Origin of the sequence: Streptomyces sp. NPDC002994, assembly GCF_040611155.1 — a bacterium.
Taxonomy (GTDB): Bacteria; Actinomycetota; Actinomycetes; order Streptomycetales; family Streptomycetaceae; genus Streptomyces.
Genome location: NZ_JBEXNQ010000039.1, coordinates 38528 through 55010 on the forward strand (window position 1 = coordinate 38528; position 16483 = coordinate 55010).

Genomic DNA, 16483 nt, shown 5'->3' on the forward strand with positions numbered 1-16483 from the left:
ATCCATCTGGGATCGAGGAAGTGGATGAAACGTACACTTCAGCGTCGCCTTCCAGCCACTTAATGTCGAGCGAACCGGCGGCCGCGGGTACGGGCGGATGTCCCCGCACAAGAGCCGCCGCTCTCCCTACACATCCCTGCACGACACGCCACTGAGGTGCTCGAAGGAGGATGGCCCATGGCCGTCGACTACGCGGTGATCGTCATATACCTGGCCGGAATGCTCGCCATGGGCTGGTGGGGCATGCGCCGCGCCAAGTCCAAGAGCGAATTCCTGGTGGCGGGCCGCCGCCTCGGCCCGGGCATGTACTCCGGCACGATGGCGGCCATCGTCCTCGGCGGCGCCTCCACAATCGGCGGCGTGGGCCTCGGCTACCAGTACGGCCTCTCCGGCGCCTGGATGGTCTTCACCATCGGCCTCGGACTCCTCGCCCTCAGCATCTTCTTCTCCGCACGCATCGCCCGCCTGAAGGTCTACACGGTCAGCGAGATGCTCGACCTCCGCTACGGCGGAGGCAGGGCCGGCATCATCTCGGGCGTCGTCATGTGGGCGTACACCCTCATGCTCGCCGTCACCTCGACCATCGCGTACGCCACGATCTTCGACGTCATCTTCAGCATGGACCGCGGCCTGTCGATCATCCTCGGCGGCACCATCGTCGTCGCGTACTCGACGCTCGGCGGCATGTGGTCGATCACGCTGACGGACATGGTGCAGTTCGTCGTCAAGACCATCGGCGTGCTGCTCCTGCTCCTGCCGATCGCGGTCGTCAAGGCCGGCGGCTTCAGCGAGATGAAGGCGCAGCTTCCGACGGAGTACTTCGACCCGCTCGGCATCGGTGGCGAGACGATCTTCACGTACGTCCTGATTTATACGTTCGGCATGCTCATCGGCCAGGACATCTGGCAGCGCGTCTTCACGGCCCGCAGCGACAAGGTCGCCCGCTACGGCGGCACGGTCGCCGGCACGTACTGCCTGGTCTACGCCCTCGCCGGCGCCGTCATCGGTACGGCGGCCAAGGTCCTCTACCCGGACCTGGCCCACGCGGACGACGCCTTCGCGACGATCGTCAGGGACGAGCTGCCCATGGGCGTACGCGGCCTGGTCCTCGCGGCGGCGCTGGCGGCCGTCATGTCGACCTCGTCCGGCGCGCTGATCGCCTGCGCGACGGTTGCGAACAACGACATCTGGTCGCGGCTGCGAGGCGTCGTAAAGAACGAAGCGCCGGGCGACGAGGCTCACGACGAGGTGCGCGGCAACCGCATCTTCATCCTCATCATGGGCATCGCGGTCGTCTGCATCGCCATCGCCCTCAACAACGTCGTCGAGGCCCTCACCGTCGCCTACAACCTCCTCGTCGGCGGCCTGCTGGTCCCGATCCTCGGCGGTCTGCTGTGGAAGCGCGGCACGGTGTACGGCGCCCTGGCGTCCGTCACGGTCGGCGGCCTCGCGGTCGTCGGTCTGATGGGCTGGTACGGAATCCTCGCCAACGAGCCCGTCTACTACGGCCTGTTGCTGTCGCTCGCGGCGTACGTCGTCGTCAGCCTCGCCACCCCGCCGACCGACGCCGCCGTCCTGGCCGCCTGGCGCGAGCGGCTGGCGGGCCGGGGCGCCGAAGCCGGGCCCGGTTCCGAGCCCGAGCCCCAGTCCGAGTCCGAGTCCGTCCCCACGCCGGGCTAAAGTCATATAACGCAACGAAGCGTACGAAAGAAGGCAATAGACATGAGCAGCAGCAGCGAGCAGCAGTTCCGCGGGCCCGTCGACTCCTCCCGCATCCCGCGGTACGCGGGCCCGGCGACGTTCGCGCGGCTGCCGCGCCTCGACGAGGTCGGCACCGCCGATGTCGCCATCGTCGGCGTGCCCTTCGACTCCGGGGTCTCCTACCGCCCCGGCGCCCGTTTCGGCGGCAACGCGATCCGCGAGGCCTCGCGCCTCCTGCGCCCGTACAACCCGGCGCAGGACGCGTCGCCCTTCGCGCTCGCACAGGTCGCGGACGCCGGTGACATCGCCGCCAACCCGTTCAACATCAACGAGGCCGTCGAGACGATCGAGGCCGCGGCCGACGACCTCATCGGCTCCGGCGCCCGCATGATGACGCTCGGCGGCGACCACACCATCGCCCTTCCGCTCCTGCGCTCGGTCGCGAAGAAGCACGGCCCGGTGGCCCTGCTGCACTTCGACGCGCACCTGGACACGTGGGACACGTACTTCGGCGCGGAGTACACCCACGGCACGCCGTTCCGCCGGGCCGTCGAGGAGGGCATCCTCGACACCGAGGCGCTCTCGCACGTCGGTATCCGCGGCCCCCTCTACGGCAAGCAGGACCTGACCGACGACGAGAAGATGGGCTTCGGCATCGTCACGTCGTCCGACGTCTACCGGCGCGGCGCCGACGAGGTCGCCGACCAGCTCCGCCAGCGCATCGGCGACCGCCCGCTCTACATCTCCATCGACATCGACTGCCTCGACCCGGCCCACGCGCCCGGCACCGGCACGCCGGAGGCGGGCGGCATGACCTCCCGCGAGCTCCTGGAGATCCTGCGCGGCCTGTCCTCCTGCAACCTCGTCTCGGCGGACGTGGTCGAGGTCGCGCCGGCGTACGACCACGCCGAGATCACCTCCGTCGCCGCCTCCCACACGGCGTACGAGCTGACGACGATCATGTCCCGGCAGATCGCGGCGAACCGCGCCGCCGGCGCGGAGCAGACCGCGAAGTAACCTCACCGCTGGAGCCGGCACCGGCCCGCCCGCCGCGCTCACACGTGCGTACGGCGGGCCGGCCGCGGCACGCGGCCGCAACGTCGGCACGGGCCGGGAGGCCCGGCACGACGACGGAAGGGATGTACGTATGACCCACGACCACGACCTGGTCCTGCGGCCCACCGCCGCGCAGACCGAGGCGGCACTGAACCCGCCGGCCGGCCGCAACGGCGGCGACCTCGTCGTCGAGACCCTGACCGGCCTCGGCGCGACCACCGTCTTCGGCCTCCCGGGCCAGCACGCGCTGGGCATGTTCGACGCACTGCGCCGATCCTCCCTCTCGTACGTCGGCCTGCGCGTCGAGAACAACGCGGGCTTCGCCGCCGACGCGTACGGCCGGATCACCGGCGAGGCGGCCCCGCTGCTCCTGTCCACCGGCCCGGGGGCCCTCACCTCCCTCGCCGCGCTCCAGGAGGCGGCGGCGGCGTCGGCCCCCGTACTCGCGATCAGCAGCCAGATCCCGTCGCCGGGACTGGGCGGCGGCCGGCACGGCTACCTGCACGAACTGCGCGACCAGAAGGCGTCGTTCCGCGACATCGTGAAGTCGGTCCACACGGTCCGTACGGCGTCGCAGATCCCGTCGGCGATCGCCGAGGCGTGGGAATCGGCCCTGACGGCCCCGCACGGCCCGGTATGGATCGAGATCCCCCAGGACGTACTCCTGGCGGAGACGACCCTCCCCGTCGTCACAGCGATGGACGCAACCCCGCACGAACTCCCTCCACGCCCCGAACTGACGGCCCTCGCCGCCCACTTGCTGTCGACGGCCGCCCGTCCGGCGATCATCGCGGGTGGCGGTGTCGTACGCTCCGACGCCTCCGGCAAACTGCTCGCGCTCGCGGAGAAGCTGAACGCACCGGTCGTCACGACGTTCGGCGGCAAGGGCGCGTTCCCGTGGGAACACCCCCTCTCGCTCCAGTCGTGGCTGGAGGACCGCCACACGACGGACTTCCTGGAAGAGGCGGACGTACTCCTGGTAGTCGGCAGCGGCCTGGGCGAACTGTCCTCCAACTACTTCACGTTCAGCCCGCGCGGCCGGATCATCCAGATCGACGCCGACCTGGGCAAGCTCGAATCGAACCACCCGGCGCTCGGCATCCACGCGGACGCCCGCCTGGCGCTTTCGGCGCTGCTGGAGACGGCGGAGGACCGCGAGGACGAGGGGGCGGCGGAGCGAGTGGCGGCGGTGCTGTCGAAGGTCCGCGCCCGCATCGCCTCCCAGGACCTCCCCCTGGAGCAGCACCTGCTCGCATCGATCCGGGAGGCTCTCCCCGCCACGTCCCCGAGCTTCTGGGACATGACGATTCTCGCCTACTGGGCCTGGTCGGCCTTCGACCCCCGCCACCCCAACACCATGCACTCGGCGCAGGGCGCGGGCGGCCTCGGCTACGGTTTCCCGGCGGCGCTGGGCGCGGCGGCGGCGGACCGTACCCGTCCCGTACTCGCGGTGTCCGGCGACGGCGGCGCGATGTACTCCATCGCGGAACTCGCCACGGCCCGCCAGCACAACCTCCCGGTGACCTGGCTGATCGTGGACGACGGCGGTTACGGCATCCTCCGCGAATACATGACCGACGCCTTCGACGAGGCCACCGGCACGGAACTCGCCCGCCCGGACTTCATCGCCCTGGCCGAATCCTTCGGCGTACCGGCACACAGGACGACCCCCGAGACCCTGACCGAAGACCTGGCCAAGTCCTTCTCCACTCCCGGCCCTTCGGTCCTCGTACTCCCGGCGCTCCTCCGGATGTTCGCCCCGACGCACCTGTGACCGGTTCGTGCGCCCGGCCTGGCTATGCCAGCGCCGGGTGCGCCTTCTGGAGGGACTCCTCCTGCGCCCGGCGGCCCTTGCAGAACTGCTCGCGCTTCTCGTGATCCAGGTCCCCCGGCAGACGGTTCCCCGAAGGCAGCAGGCCGGGTATCGATCCGAAGAGCTCCGTGGCGATCTCGGCCTTGCCCTGCTTCCGTGCCTCCACGAAGTACTTGACCACGTTGTTCAGGTGCTCGCGCAGTTGCCGCTCAGGATGCTCGGCGGCCTTCGCGCAGGCCCCCGGGCGCCCCAATGAGTGGTTGTTGCCCGGTGCGCTGAGTTTTTGCAGTGCGGCGAGAGCCGCGTAGAGCCGGCCGCAGAGTTCGGCGTCACTCGGCTTGTCTGCAGGCATGGTTCCTCCCCGTTCGTCCATGGACCGGCATCACTACCCCGTACGATCCGGCGAGGAACATCGGTTCCGCCGCCCCCGCGTCCCGTACAACCTTTCGGCCCCCCAAGGGTCATCTGAAGAAGAAGTCACGAGGGGACGGAAAACCACACCATGACGCACAGTCGAATAACGCTCGCCACGACCGCCGCAGCCCTGGCCGGGGCGGTACTCGTGCCCCTCGCCGCCGCGGCGCCCGCCGCTGCCGCCACCGCGCCGACGGTGGTCTGTACCTCGGCGAAGACCGGGCTCGCGGCCAAGCTGACCACGGGGATCACCGAGGCGCTCAAGGGGCGGAAGTCCACGACCGCGATCTCGCTGTACGACCGCACCACCAAGACCACCTGCACCCTGCGCGCCACGCAGAAGTACGACTCCGCGAGCGTGGTCAAGGTGACCGTCCTCGCCACGCTGCTGTGGGACGCGAAGAAGACCAACCGCTACCTGACGTCGCGCGAGAACACGCTCGCCACCGACATGATCACGAAGTCGGACAACAACGCCACCAGCACGCTGTGGCGGCAGCTCGGCATGACGAAGATCAAGGGTTTCCTGGCCGCCGCCGGGATGACCCAGACCGTCCCCGGCACCGGCGGCTACTGGGGCCTGACCCAGATCACCGCCCGCGACGAGCAGAAGCTGCTCGCGCTGCTCACCGCGAAGAACACCGTCCTGAGCGACAATTCGCGGAAGTACACCCTCGGCCTGATGGGCAAGGTCATCTCCTCCCAGCGCTGGGGCACTCCGGCCGGCGCCCCGTCCACCGCCAAGATCCAGGTCAAGAACGGCTGGCTGCCCCGCTCGACGCACGGCTGGCGGGTCCACTCCATCGGCGCGTTCACCGGTAACGGTCACGACTACGGCATCACCGTACTCACCTACGACAACGCCACCATGAACGACGGCGTGAACACCATCCAGGCCGTGTCCCGCGCCATCCACAAGGCCCTCAACCCGACGGCCTCCGCATCGACCCTGTACGCCCCGACCCAGACGCCCCGCGAGGCGATCCCGGCGGTACCGAAGTCCTGACGGACCGGCTCCGTCAGGCGGCGGTGGTACGTGCGCGGAACGCGACAACGGACGTATCACCGTCGAGCTCCACCCTCAACGAGGCCTCCATCGCCCGCGCCAGCCGCGCGAGCAGCGGCAGCGTCGGCATGGTGCCGCCCAGCTCCAACTTGGAGATCTGCGGCTGCGTCATGCCGGCGCGCTGCGCGAGCTCGGTCTGCGAGATCCCGAGCTCGGTTCGCCGGTCGTACACCGCCTGACCGAGATCGAATGCCAGGCTGATCTCCTCGCGCCGTTTGGTCACCTCTGGATCTTCCGAGATGCCCTGGGCGACCTTCCGGTCCCTGGCGAGCTTCCAGTGAGCGTGACTCACCATCACACTTCTCCTCTCTTGACGGCACGCGTGAATTCCTCGTGCGCGGGCTCGTGCTCGGCTGCGCAGATTGTCCTGGCCCGCTTGGCACGCGCGACCTCGGCGTCTTCGCGCGGCCGTGTCTTGCGGAAGACCGTCAGGAGTACCACCCTCCGCCCTGGTGCGAGCCAGTACGGGATCCGTATGGCGTCGCGGTTGTTGCCCAGATCGAAGCGCAGCTCCCGGACCCCATCGCCCAAGTAACGCGAGTATGGCTCACCGAGAGTCGTCGGGTGGTTCAACAGTCGATTGGTCACGTGCTCGACCACGAGATAGTCCGAATCGGACAGGTTCATGAGCCACAGCCGGACCTCCGGCTCGATCTCGACCATAAAAGGATCTTCCATACACTCGAATGTATAGATACTCCAGTGTATGACTCGGGGAAACAGTCAGGAAGTCCGCCGAACGAGTGACGGGGTCCTAGGACCAGAGACCCGTATTCGCCCCGGCGGGATGAAATCCGCACCTCACCGCGTTGGTGACTTCCGGCAGAGCAGGACGATCGGGAGGCATCTAGTGGCGTCGGCGGCAGATCAAGGGTGGGCACGGCGGCTGGCGGGCTATGCCTGGAGGTATCGGCGCAATGTCGTGCTCGCCCTCGGATCGTCGCTCGGCGGCATGGCCGTCATGGCGCTCGTCCCGCTGATCACCAAGGTGGTCATCGACGACGTCATCGGCGCCAAGACGCGGTCGCTCGCCGTATGGACCGGGCTGCTCATCGTCGCCGCCGTCGTCGTGTACGGCCTCACCTACATCCGCCGCTACTACGGCGGCCGCCTCGCCCTCGACGTCCAGCACGACCTCCGCACCGAGATGTACGGGACCATCACCCGCCTCGACGGACGCCGCCAGGACGAGCTCTCCACCGGTCAGGTCGTCGGCCGCGCCACCAGCGACCTCCAGCTCATCCAGGGCCTCCTCTTCATGCTCCCGATGACCATCGGGAACTTCCTGCTGTTCTTCATCTCCCTCGGGATCATGGCGTGGCTCTCGCCGCTCCTCACCCTCGTCGCCCTCGCCGTCGCCCCCGCCCTGTGGTTCATCGCGAAGCGCAGCCGCACGCGGCTCTTCCCGGCCACCTGGTACGCCCAGGGCCAGGCCGCCGCCGTCGCCGGCGTCGTCGACGGGGCTGTCTCCGGCGTACGCGTCGTGAAGGGCTTCGGCCAGGAGGACCAGGAGACCGGCAAGCTGCGCGGGGTCAGCCGGCGGCTCTTCGCCGGGCGGATGCGGACCGTACGGCTGAATTCGCGCTACACCCCCGCCCTCCAGTCCGTGCCCGCCCTCGGCCAGGTCGCGATGCTCGCGCTCGGCGGCTGGCTCGCGACGCGCGGGGAGATCACCCTCGGTACGTTCGTGGCCTTCTCCACCTACCTCGCCCAGCTCGTCGGCCCCGTCCGCATGCTCGCCATGGTCCTCACCGTCGGGCAGCAGGCCCGCGCCGGTGTCGAGCGTGTCCTGGAGCTGATCGACACCGAGCCGTCCATCGAGGACGGGACCAAAGAGCTTCCCGCCGACGCTCCCGCCACCGTCGAGTTCGACGACGTGTCGTTCGGCTACGACGACGACCGGCCCGTCCTCGACGGTTTCTCGCTGGAGATCCGGTCCGGGGAGACCGTCGCCGTCGTCGGCTCGTCCGGGAGCGGCAAGTCCACCGTGTCGCTTCTCCTCCCGCGCTTCTACGACGTCTCCCGAGGCGCCGTCCTCGTCGGCGGGCACGACGTCCGCGAGCTCACCCTCGACTCGCTCCGGGCCGCCATCGGGCTCGTACCGGAGGACAGCTTCCTGTTCTCCGACACCGTCCGCGCCAACATCGCGTACGGCCTGCCGGACGCCACCGAAGAACAGATCCTGGCCGCCGCCCGCGCCGCCCAGGCCGACCGCTTCATATCCGAGCTGCCGAACGGCTACGACACCACCGTCGGCGAACACGGCCTCACCCTCTCCGGCGGGCAGCGCCAGCGCATCGCCCTCGCCCGCGCCATCCTCACCGACCCCCGCCTGCTCCTCCTCGACGACGCCACGTCCGCCGTGGACGCCCGCGTCGAGCACGAGATCCACGAGGCGCTGAAAGGCGTCATGGCCGGGCGTACGACGCTGCTCATAGCCCACCGCCGCTCCACCCTCAACCTCGCCGACCGCATCGCCGTGATCGACGGCGGCCGCCTCTCCGACATCGGTACGCACGAGGAGCTCCAGGAGCGCTCGGCCCTCTACCGGCGGCTGCTCACCGACCCCGACGAGCTCGGCGGCGTATCGCCCGGGCACATCCTCACCAAGTTGCCCGAGCCGGCGGACGACCGGTCCGTGCAGGCCGAGCTGGACGCCGAATTCGACGCCGAGCGCGGCATCACGCCCGAGCTGTGGGTACGGGACGAGACCTCGCCCGACGACCGGGCAGCCACCGACCACGCGCCGGGGATGCCGGCCACGCCCGAGCTGCTCGCCCAGGTCGAGGCGCTGCCGCCCGCCAACGACGTACCCGACATCGACGAGACCCGCGCCGTCCAGCCCGAGGAGTCGTACGGCCTGCGCCGCCTCCTGCGCGGCTTCGGGCTGCCGCTGCTGGTCAGCCTCGCGCTCGTCGCGGTGGACGCCGGCATGGGGCTGCTCCTGCCGGTCATGATCCGGCACGGCATCGACGACGGCGTCACCAAGCTCGCGCTCGGCGCGGTCTGGGCGGCGGCCGGGCTCGCGCTGCTGTCCGTCGTCGTGCAGTGGGTCGCGCAGACCGCCGAGATCCGGATGACCGGCAGGACCGGTGAGCGCGTGCTCTACGCACTCCGCCTCAAGATCTTCGCCCAGCTCCAGCGCCTCGGCCTCGACTACTACGAGCGCGAGCTGACCGGCCGCATCATGACCCGCATGACGACGGACGTCGACGCCCTGTCGACGTTCCTCCAGACCGGCCTCGTCACGGCCTTCGTCTCCGTCGTCACCTTCTTCGGCATCATGGTCGCGCTCCTCGTCATCGACGTGCAGCTGGCCCTGGTCGTCTTCGCGACACTGCCGGTGCTGATCATCGGTACGTACTTCTTCCGCAAGTCGAGCGTCAAGGCGTACGAGCTGGCGCGCGACCGCGTCGGTCTCGTCAACGCCGACCTCCAGGAGTCCGTGTCCGGGCTGCGCATCGTCCAGGCGTTCCGGCGCGAGCGCACGGGCGCCGAGCGGTTCGCCGAGCGCAGCGACAGCTACCGGCAGGCGCGGGTGCGCGGCCAGTGGCTGATCTCCATCTACTTCCCGTTCGTGCAGCTGCTGTCGTCCGCCGCCGCCGCCGCGGTGCTGATCGTCGGCGCCGGGCGGGTGGACGCGGGCACACTCACCACCGGCGCGCTTGTCGCGTACCTCCTCTACATCGACCTGTTCTTCGCGCCCGTACAGCAGCTCTCCCAAGTCTTTGACGGATACCAGCAGGCCACGGTCTCCCTGCGGCGCATCCAGGAACTGCTCCAGGAGCCCACCTCGACCGCCGCGGCCGAGCGGCCGAAGGAAGTCCCGTCGCTGCGCGGCGAGATCGCCTTCGAGGACGTGCGCTTCCAGTACGGCGATGAGGAAGAGGCGCTCAGCGGGATCGATCTGCGGATTCCGGCCGGCCAGACCGTCGCCTTCGTCGGCGAGACCGGCGCGGGCAAGTCCACCGTCGTCAAGCTCGTCGCCCGCTTCTACGACCCGACCTCCGGGCGGATCACCGCCGACGGCACCGACCTGCGCGACCTCGACATCACGGCGTACCGGCACCGCCTCGGCGTCGTACCGCAGGAGGCGTACCTCTTCGCCGGCACGGTCCGCGACGCCATCGCCTACGGCCGGCACGACGCCACTGACGCCGAGGTGGAGGCGGCGGCCCGGGCGGTCGGCGCGCACGACATGATCGCGACGCTCGACGGCGGCTACCTGCACGAGGTCGCCGAGCGCGGCCGCAACCTCTCCGCCGGCCAGCGCCAGCTCATCGCGCTCGCCCGCGCCGAACTCGTCGACCCCGACGTCCTGCTGCTCGACGAGGCGACCGCGGCCCTGGACCTGGCGACCGAGGCCCAGGTCAACCAGGCCACGGACCGCCTCACCGGCCGCCGTACCACGCTGGTCGTCGCCCACCGCCTGACGACGGCGGCGCGCGCGGACCGGGTCGTGGTCATGGACCACGGCCGGGTCGTCGAGGACGGCACACACGACGAACTGCTGGCCCTGGAGGGGACGTACGCCCGACTGTGGCGCACGTTCGTGGGCGAGGACGAGCCGGCGGCCGTCTGAGTATGTTCCGTGCGGAAGATGAGTAGCGGAGCCGGTCCCTCAGCGGGGCCGGCTCCGCTTTGATCGGGGGCATGAACAAGGTCGACCACGCCGGCTGGATGCGCGACGTCAGCACGCCCCCGCCCGCCTCCCGAACCGCCGTCCGCCTGCGCATGGCCTCCGTGTTCGCGGCCGTGCTGCTGCTTCCCGGCGCCGTGGTGGCCTGGGTGGCTTCCGTCTCCACCGAACAGGGCGGGCGCTGCCTCAAGTACGGGGGCGACGCGTGCGGCGCCTCGCCGCCCGGCTGGGCGTTCGTGGCGGCGCTCGTCGCCGCGCTGGTGGCGTGCTGCACCGCCCTCTTCATACCGTCGCGCATGGCAGGTGCCGAGCGGATTCGCCGCGCGGCGCTGTGGACCCAACTCGCCATGGAGGGGATGTTCCTGGTGCTCGTCCTCAGCCGCGGCTGAGACTCCTGATCCCGGAGGATTCGGTTGTCCCAACCCGTCGAACCTTTGCGCGGAAGTCCCGCAACCGCGCCGTGTTTCCCGAGCGTCCGTACGCACGTACGCTCATGTGGGGGAAGGGGACACGTGTGTTCGCTGTGGCGGGTGGGGCGATGAGAAAACACCTGATGTACGGACTTGCCATCGTGATCGCGGCGGCGGGACTGACTCTCGCGAGCCCCGGCACCGGAAGTGCCGAGGCGGCGTCTGCCGGATCTGCCTGTTCCGGCCGGAAAGTGAAGACGGTCGCCTTCGCCACCGGAGAACTGCGCATCTACAAGAGCCGCCGCTACGCCTGCGCCATCACCGTCTCCAAGCGCCCCGGCGTACGGCAGACCATGACGGTCACCATCCAGGCGCGCGGCAGCCGCACCGCCAGGGACAGCGGCCGCTTCACCCACCGCGCCGGACCGGTGACGGTCTACGCCCTCAACCGCTGTGTGCGGGCGCATGGTTCGGTCGGTGCGCGGAACGCATCGACCGGCTGGATTCTCTGCTGAGGCTGGTGGTACGGGAGTTGCCCGGCTAGGTTCGCCCCGTCGTCTGTGACTGAACAGGGGAGGGCGAATGCGCAAGGCGCGCAGCATGCTGCTGTCGTTCGCGGTGCTCATAGGCACCGTAGGACTCGGCAGCGCACCGGCCGGGGCGGTCACCACCGCAGAGCCGGAGCAGGACATCAAGGAGCGAATACTCGCGATACCGGGCATGAGCCTGGTTGAGGAGAAGCCGTACACCGGCTATCGCTATTTCGTACTGAACTACACCCAGCCGGTCGACCACCGGAACCCGTCCAAGGGCACCTTCAAGCAGCGCGTCACCCTGCTGCACAAGGACACCAACCGCCCGACGGTCTTCTTCACCAGCGGTTACAACGTCTCGACAACCCCGCGCCGCAGTGAGCCGACGACGATCGTCGACGGCAACCAGGTCTCGATGGAGTACCGCTTCTTCACACCGTCCCGCCCGGCGGATCCCGCCGACTGGTCGAAGCTCGACATCAAGCAGGCCGCGAGTGACCAGCACCGCATCTTCACCGACCTGAAGAAGATCTACTCCAAGAAGTGGATCTCGACCGGTGGCTCCAAGGGCGGCATGACCGCGACGTACTACGAGCGCTTCTACCCGCGCGACATGGACGGCGTCGTCGCGTACGTCGCCCCCAACGACGTGGTGAACAAGGAGGACGCGGCGTACGACCGCTTCTTCCAGGGCGTCGGCACCAAGGAGTGCCGCGACGCGCTCAACGCCGTACAGCGCGAGGCACTTGAGCGGCGCGGTCCGCTGAGCGCCAAGGTCAAGGAGTGGGCGGACGCCAACAACGCCACCTTCAACACCGTCGGCAGCCTGGACAAGGCGTACGAGTCCACGGTCCTCGACTTCGTGTGGGCCTTCTGGCAGTACAGCAAGGCCAGCGACTGCGCGGACGTGCCCGCCGCGGACTCCTCCGACCAGGTCATCTACGACTACGTCGACGCGATCTCCGGGTTCGCCGCCTACAGCGACGACAGCCTGGCGACGTACACGCCGTACTACTACCAGGCGGGCACCCAGCTGGGCGCGCCGCAGATCAAGTACCCGCACCTCGAAGGCCTCATGAAGTACGGCCCGGACTTCTTCCAGCCGCGTGTCTACGTGCCGCGCGACATCCCGATGAAGTTCAACCCGCGCGCGATGCGGGACGTGGACAGCTGGGTGCGGCACAACGCCACGCGGATGCTGTTCGTGAACGGCCAGAACGACCCGTGGAGCGCCGAACCCTTCCGCCTCGGCAAGGGCGCGCGCGACTCGTACGTCTACACCGCGCCCGGCGCCAACCACGGCGCCAACGTCGCGGGCCTCGCCCCCGCCGAGAAGGCGAAGGCGACCGCCGCGATCCTCGAATGGGCGGGCGTGGCCCCGGCCGCCGTCCAGGCGGACCCGGCGAAGGCCAAGCCGCTGGCACGGTACGACGCGAAGCTGGACAAGCGCGACGTGGAGCAGAGGCAGACGCTGCGCCCGTAACGCAACGCAACGCAACGCACCGCAACAACGCAACGCAACGCTCGAACGGGCTGCGCCCGCCGTGGTTTCACACCCGGCGGGCGCAGCCCACCGCCTTCTCCCCGCCCAGCTGGACGTACAACGCCGTCGCCGACGGGCACTGCGCACGGCGCTGCACGGCGGCCACCACCTCGAACTCCGGGGCCATCTCGCCCGACCCGTCGCAGGGCGTCTCCTTCACCTGCCCCTTGCGCGCCGTGTAGACACAGTCCCCGACGACCGTCCGTGGCCCGCCCCCATTCCCCGGATCGCCCGGATGTGGCTGCTCCAGATTGCGCATGCACGCGAACCCGCGCGGCACGGCCCCGTCGCCGTCTTCATCGAACGAGGACCGGCTCTCCGACAGACTTTCCGAGATGTGCAGCACGAAGTCCGTACGGGCCGGGCAGGCCGGCCCCTCGGCATGAGGCCCCTCGTGCCGGGCCAGCACCCGGGCCGCAGCCTTCTCGCTCGCGCAGGACACCTCACGGAAGTCGCGCCCGCGCGAGCTGCATTCCCCGACACCGAGGAAGGTGGCGCCGTAACCCGATGGTGTGACCGTGCCGACGAGGCTGTTGTCGGACACGTCGCCCTGACCGGATGACGGCTGCTGGCACCCAGTCAGCGCCGAAGCGACCACCATGCCGGCGATGACGAGCAGCAGCGGCGCGCACGCCACCCCCCTGAACCGATCCCTGCGACGTCGACGCATGCAGAACCCCCCCGGTACGTCCACCCAGCGTGACCCGCTGGAGCGGGCGCACGCCAGACGCGCGGGGGGCTTTGCGCCACTTGGGGGGTGGTGGGGCGGTGGTGCGGCGGTGGTCCGGCGTACGGCGGCGTACGCCGGATACGTACGTCCGCTAGTACGTCAGTCCGTGCCCGACCGGATACAGCACCTTCGCCGGATCGTCCGCACGCTGTATCGGAACGGGCAGCTTCCCTCCGGGCACGCTATGGCCGGCGATGGCCCGTACGGCCGCGCGCAGTTCGACATCGGTCCAGGAGTACGCGGCGACGCTCGCGCCGAACCCCGTCCCGACGAGCTGGGCGATGTCGTACGGATTGCGGATGGCGAGGGCGACGACGGGCACCCCGGTCGCGGCCAGCTCGCGGACGAGCGTGCGCTGGGGACTGGTGGCGGAGACGTTGTACGTCCCCACCACGACCACGTCCTTGCCCTTGGCCGCGGTGACCGCTTCCTTGATCTTCGCCTGGGTCGGGGTGATCCCGGTGGACAGGGCCGTGGCGGTGAAGCCGAGTTCGGTCAGGGCTTTGGCGATGACGGTGGTGGGCGGCCCGGTGGTCGCGGTGGGGGACGCGGGGTCGGCGCCGACCACCAGCACATTGCGGTGCGTACGACGGCTGAGCGGCAGCAGCCCGCTGTCATTGGCGAGCAGGGTGGTGGTCCCCTCGGCGATCCGGTCGGCCGCGTCGATGTGAGCCCGCGCGCCCACGGTCCTGTCCACATCCTTGTGTGAGACATAGGGGTCGCGGAACAGCCCGAGCTTGGCCTTGAGCAGCAGGATCCGCAGGATCGATTCCTCGACTCGCGCCATGCTCAGTTCGCCGTCCTTGACGGCCTTGAGGACGGCGTTCCAGGCGACGGGCAGGTCCGGCGGGTTCAGCAGCTGGTCGCAGCCGGCGAGGAGCGCGAGGACGGGCACCCGGTCGTCGCCGTACTTCTGGCGTACGCCCGCCATGGCGAGGGAGTCGGTCACGACGACTCCGTCGTAGCCGAGGCGCTCGCGCAGAACACCGGTCAGGATCGGCTTGGAGAGCGTCGCCGGGTCCTTGGCCGGATCGAGAGCCGGTACGACGATATGCGCGGTCATGATCGAGTCGATGCCGGCGGCGATGGCGGCCCGGAACGGCGGCGCGTCCAGCTCCTCCCACTGCTCGGCGGTGTGATGGATCGTCGGGAGGGAGTAGTGGCTGTCGTCCTTGGTGTCGCCGTGCCCCGGGAAGTGCTTGGAGGTGGCGGCGATCCCGGCGCCCTGATACCCCTTGACCTGCGCGGCAACCATCCCGGCGACGGCCTGCGGATCGGCTCCGAAGGACCGTACGCCGATGACGGGGTTGGCCGGGTTGACGTTGACGTCCGCGACGGGCGCGTAGTTCTGCACGATGCCCATGGCCGCGAGCTCGGCCCCCGCGATCTGCGCCGCCTTGCGCGCGTCGGAACGCGACCCGCCGGCCCCTAGCGCCATCGCGCCCGGCACGAGGGTCGCGGGCTTGCCGACGCGGGCGACGATGCCGTGCTCCTGGTCGGTGGAGATGAGGAGGGGGACGGGGGTGTCCTGGGCGAGCCCGGCCCGCTGGATGCCGTTCGACAGATCGGCGATCTGGTGAGGGTCGCGGGTGTTGTGCGCCCAGGCGAAGTAGATGATGCCGCCGACGTGGTACTTCGCCACGAGTTCGGCGGCGGTCCTGACTCCCATCTCCTTGAGATTCAGATCGATGTCGACCTGGTCGGGCTCGGTCGCGGAGTGCCCGTACGCCCGCATCACGAAGAGCTGGCCGACCTTCTCTTCGAGGCTCATCCGGGAGATGAGGCGCTTGAGCCGTTCCCGCCCAACGCCCCTGACGGACTCGTCACCTGAGGCTGTGCCTGTGCCTGTGCCTGTGCCTGTGCCTGTGCCTGTGGCGGTGTCCGAGGCGGCGGCGGGAGTGGAGCTGATGGCGGTCGCGGCCACTGCGGCGGCGGTCGCGGTGAGCAGGGTGCGTCTGGAGGTGGAGGCGGAGGTGCGGTGGTGGTCCACGTGAGCTCCTTACGGCCGTACCCGACAAGGGAGTTGAAGGAAACTTCCAAGGAGTCACGGATATCCGGAAAGTAACTGCCAGGTCAAGGGTGTGGCAGCACATAGGAGCGAGGACCCCCCGCAAAGGGGGCCGCCACTGGCGCATTCGGAGGGGGGCGCACCAGTGGCGGCTGTGCTGCCGGCCGCAGGCGGCTGGAGAGGGGAGTCGGCGATCGCAGCCAGCAGCGAGTGCCGACACCGCTGTGCGGAGACTCACCGGCAGTACGCCGGTTGGACGGAACCGGTGCGCCACAGGTTCCCGCGGCAACGGAAATTTCGCGGAAGTGGTGCGGGTGGGAGGGATGGGCCGGGTGGGCTGGGTGGGCTGGGTGGGCTTGTTGGGCTGGATGGTCCCGGGTCGGGATAGCTGCGGAGCAGAAGCACCGCCCTCCGGCGCCCCCGCTTCGGCTGAACACACCGGGCGGGCGTTGGCGGCCCTGGGGCGTTGGTCGCTTCTGCGATGGGGGCCGCCACATGTAAGTGTGGCGGCGGAGGCCCGCCCCTCAAGGGCGCTCCTGCGTCGCGTCGCCTGCGGCGATTGCGCTGCGC

Annotated in this window: 13 protein-coding genes; 8 read left to right on the forward strand and 5 right to left on the reverse strand. The window is 69.7% G+C overall.

All coding sequences use genetic code 11. The features are described from left to right. Window positions 1-177: 177 nt before the first annotated feature. From ABZX79_RS34655 to ABZX79_RS34665, 3 genes are all read left to right on the forward strand, one after another. Entirely contained in the window at window positions 178-1680 is a 1503-nt protein-coding gene (locus tag ABZX79_RS34655; RefSeq protein ID WP_355266952.1) for a sodium:solute symporter, read from the forward strand. Between the two features lie 42 nt (window positions 1681-1722). Next, complete coding sequence (gene speB, locus ABZX79_RS34660) at window positions 1723-2718, forward strand: agmatinase (protein ID WP_355266955.1); 996 nt, start codon at window positions 1723-1725, stop codon at window positions 2716-2718. Window positions 2719-2848: 130 nt separating this feature from the next. Further along, window positions 2849-4531, forward strand: coding sequence for a thiamine pyrophosphate-binding protein (locus tag ABZX79_RS34665; protein ID WP_355266958.1), 1683 nt, complete (start codon window positions 2849-2851; stop codon window positions 4529-4531). Window positions 4532-4553: 22 nt separating this feature from the next. Here ABZX79_RS34665 and ABZX79_RS34670 read toward each other — a convergent pair whose 3' ends face one another. Beyond that, on the reverse strand, window positions 4554-4922 hold the full coding sequence (locus ABZX79_RS34670; protein WP_355266961.1) for a hypothetical protein: 369 nt from the start codon (window positions 4920-4922) through the stop codon (window positions 4554-4556). 150 nt (window positions 4923-5072) lie between these two features. Between ABZX79_RS34670 and ABZX79_RS34675 the strand changes: the two genes are divergently transcribed. After that, window positions 5073-5990 (forward strand): serine hydrolase, encoded by a 918-nt coding sequence (locus ABZX79_RS34675; RefSeq protein WP_355266964.1) that lies wholly within the window; start codon window positions 5073-5075, stop codon window positions 5988-5990. A 13-nt stretch (window positions 5991-6003) separates the two neighbouring features. Here the strand turns inward: ABZX79_RS34675 and ABZX79_RS34680 are convergent, their stop codons facing one another. Both ABZX79_RS34680 and ABZX79_RS34685 read right to left on the reverse strand, forming a co-directional pair. Next, entirely contained in the window at window positions 6004-6345 is a 342-nt protein-coding gene (locus ABZX79_RS34680) for a helix-turn-helix transcriptional regulator (protein ID WP_355266967.1), read from the reverse strand. Continuing rightward, the gene (locus ABZX79_RS34685; RefSeq protein WP_355266970.1) at window positions 6345-6728 is read right to left on the reverse strand and encodes a type II toxin-antitoxin system RelE/ParE family toxin; all 384 of its coding nucleotides are present in this window, start codon (window positions 6726-6728) and stop codon (window positions 6345-6347) included. The genes ABZX79_RS34680 and ABZX79_RS34685 overlap by 1 nt, the downstream gene beginning before the upstream one ends. 172 nt (window positions 6729-6900) lie before the next feature. Here ABZX79_RS34685 and ABZX79_RS34690 point away from each other — a divergent pair, with 172 nt between their 5' ends. From ABZX79_RS34690 to ABZX79_RS34705, 4 genes are all read left to right on the forward strand, one after another. Next, window positions 6901-10632 (forward strand): ABC transporter ATP-binding protein, encoded by a 3732-nt coding sequence (locus tag ABZX79_RS34690; RefSeq protein WP_355266973.1) that lies wholly within the window; start codon window positions 6901-6903, stop codon window positions 10630-10632. 71 nt (window positions 10633-10703) lie between these two features. Next, complete coding sequence (locus ABZX79_RS34695; protein WP_355266976.1) at window positions 10704-11078, forward strand: hypothetical protein; 375 nt, start codon at window positions 10704-10706, stop codon at window positions 11076-11078. Between the two features lie 164 nt (window positions 11079-11242). Next, window positions 11243-11614, forward strand: a complete 372-nt coding sequence (locus ABZX79_RS34700) for a hypothetical protein (protein ID WP_355266979.1) — start codon at window positions 11243-11245, stop codon at window positions 11612-11614. 67 nt (window positions 11615-11681) lie between these two features. Continuing rightward, on the forward strand, window positions 11682-13115 hold the full coding sequence (locus ABZX79_RS34705) for a S28 family serine protease (protein WP_355266982.1): 1434 nt from the start codon (window positions 11682-11684) through the stop codon (window positions 13113-13115). A 67-nt stretch (window positions 13116-13182) separates the two neighbouring features. Here the strand turns inward: ABZX79_RS34705 and ABZX79_RS34710 are convergent, their stop codons facing one another. Both ABZX79_RS34710 and ABZX79_RS34715 read right to left on the reverse strand, forming a co-directional pair. Then, window positions 13183-13812, reverse strand: coding sequence for a hypothetical protein (locus tag ABZX79_RS34710; protein WP_355266985.1), 630 nt, complete (start codon window positions 13810-13812; stop codon window positions 13183-13185). Between the two features lie 184 nt (window positions 13813-13996). Beyond that, window positions 13997-15895 carry a glycoside hydrolase family 3 protein gene (locus tag ABZX79_RS34715; protein WP_355266988.1) on the reverse strand — a complete coding sequence of 633 codons (1899 nt, stop codon included), beginning with the start codon at window positions 15893-15895 and terminating at the stop codon, window positions 13997-13999. Window positions 15896-16483: the final 588 nt, after the last annotated feature.

What these genes read in the sequence shown, in the direction of transcription:
- ABZX79_RS34685 (WP_355266970.1), bottom strand. Translation starts at nt 6,728, where the DNA reads ATGGAAGATCCTTTTATGGTCGAGATCGAGCCGGAGGTCCGGCTGTGG.
- ABZX79_RS34670 (WP_355266961.1), bottom strand. Translation starts at nt 4,922, where the DNA reads ATGCCTGCAGACAAGCCGAGTGACGCCGAACTCTGCGGCCGGCTCTAC.
- speB (WP_355266955.1), top strand. Translation starts at nt 1,723, where the DNA reads ATGAGCAGCAGCAGCGAGCAGCAGTTCCGCGGGCCCGTCGACTCCTCC.
- ABZX79_RS34700 (WP_355266979.1), top strand. Translation starts at nt 11,243, where the DNA reads ATGTACGGACTTGCCATCGTGATCGCGGCGGCGGGACTGACTCTCGCG.
- ABZX79_RS34655 (WP_355266952.1), top strand. Translation starts at nt 178, where the DNA reads ATGGCCGTCGACTACGCGGTGATCGTCATATACCTGGCCGGAATGCTC.
- ABZX79_RS34695 (WP_355266976.1), top strand. Translation starts at nt 10,704, where the DNA reads ATGAACAAGGTCGACCACGCCGGCTGGATGCGCGACGTCAGCACGCCC.
- ABZX79_RS34705 (WP_355266982.1), top strand. Translation starts at nt 11,682, where the DNA reads ATGCGCAAGGCGCGCAGCATGCTGCTGTCGTTCGCGGTGCTCATAGGC.
- ABZX79_RS34675 (WP_355266964.1), top strand. Translation starts at nt 5,073, where the DNA reads ATGACGCACAGTCGAATAACGCTCGCCACGACCGCCGCAGCCCTGGCC.
- ABZX79_RS34680 (WP_355266967.1), bottom strand. Translation starts at nt 6,345, where the DNA reads ATGGTGAGTCACGCTCACTGGAAGCTCGCCAGGGACCGGAAGGTCGCC.
- ABZX79_RS34665 (WP_355266958.1), top strand. Translation starts at nt 2,849, where the DNA reads ATGACCCACGACCACGACCTGGTCCTGCGGCCCACCGCCGCGCAGACC.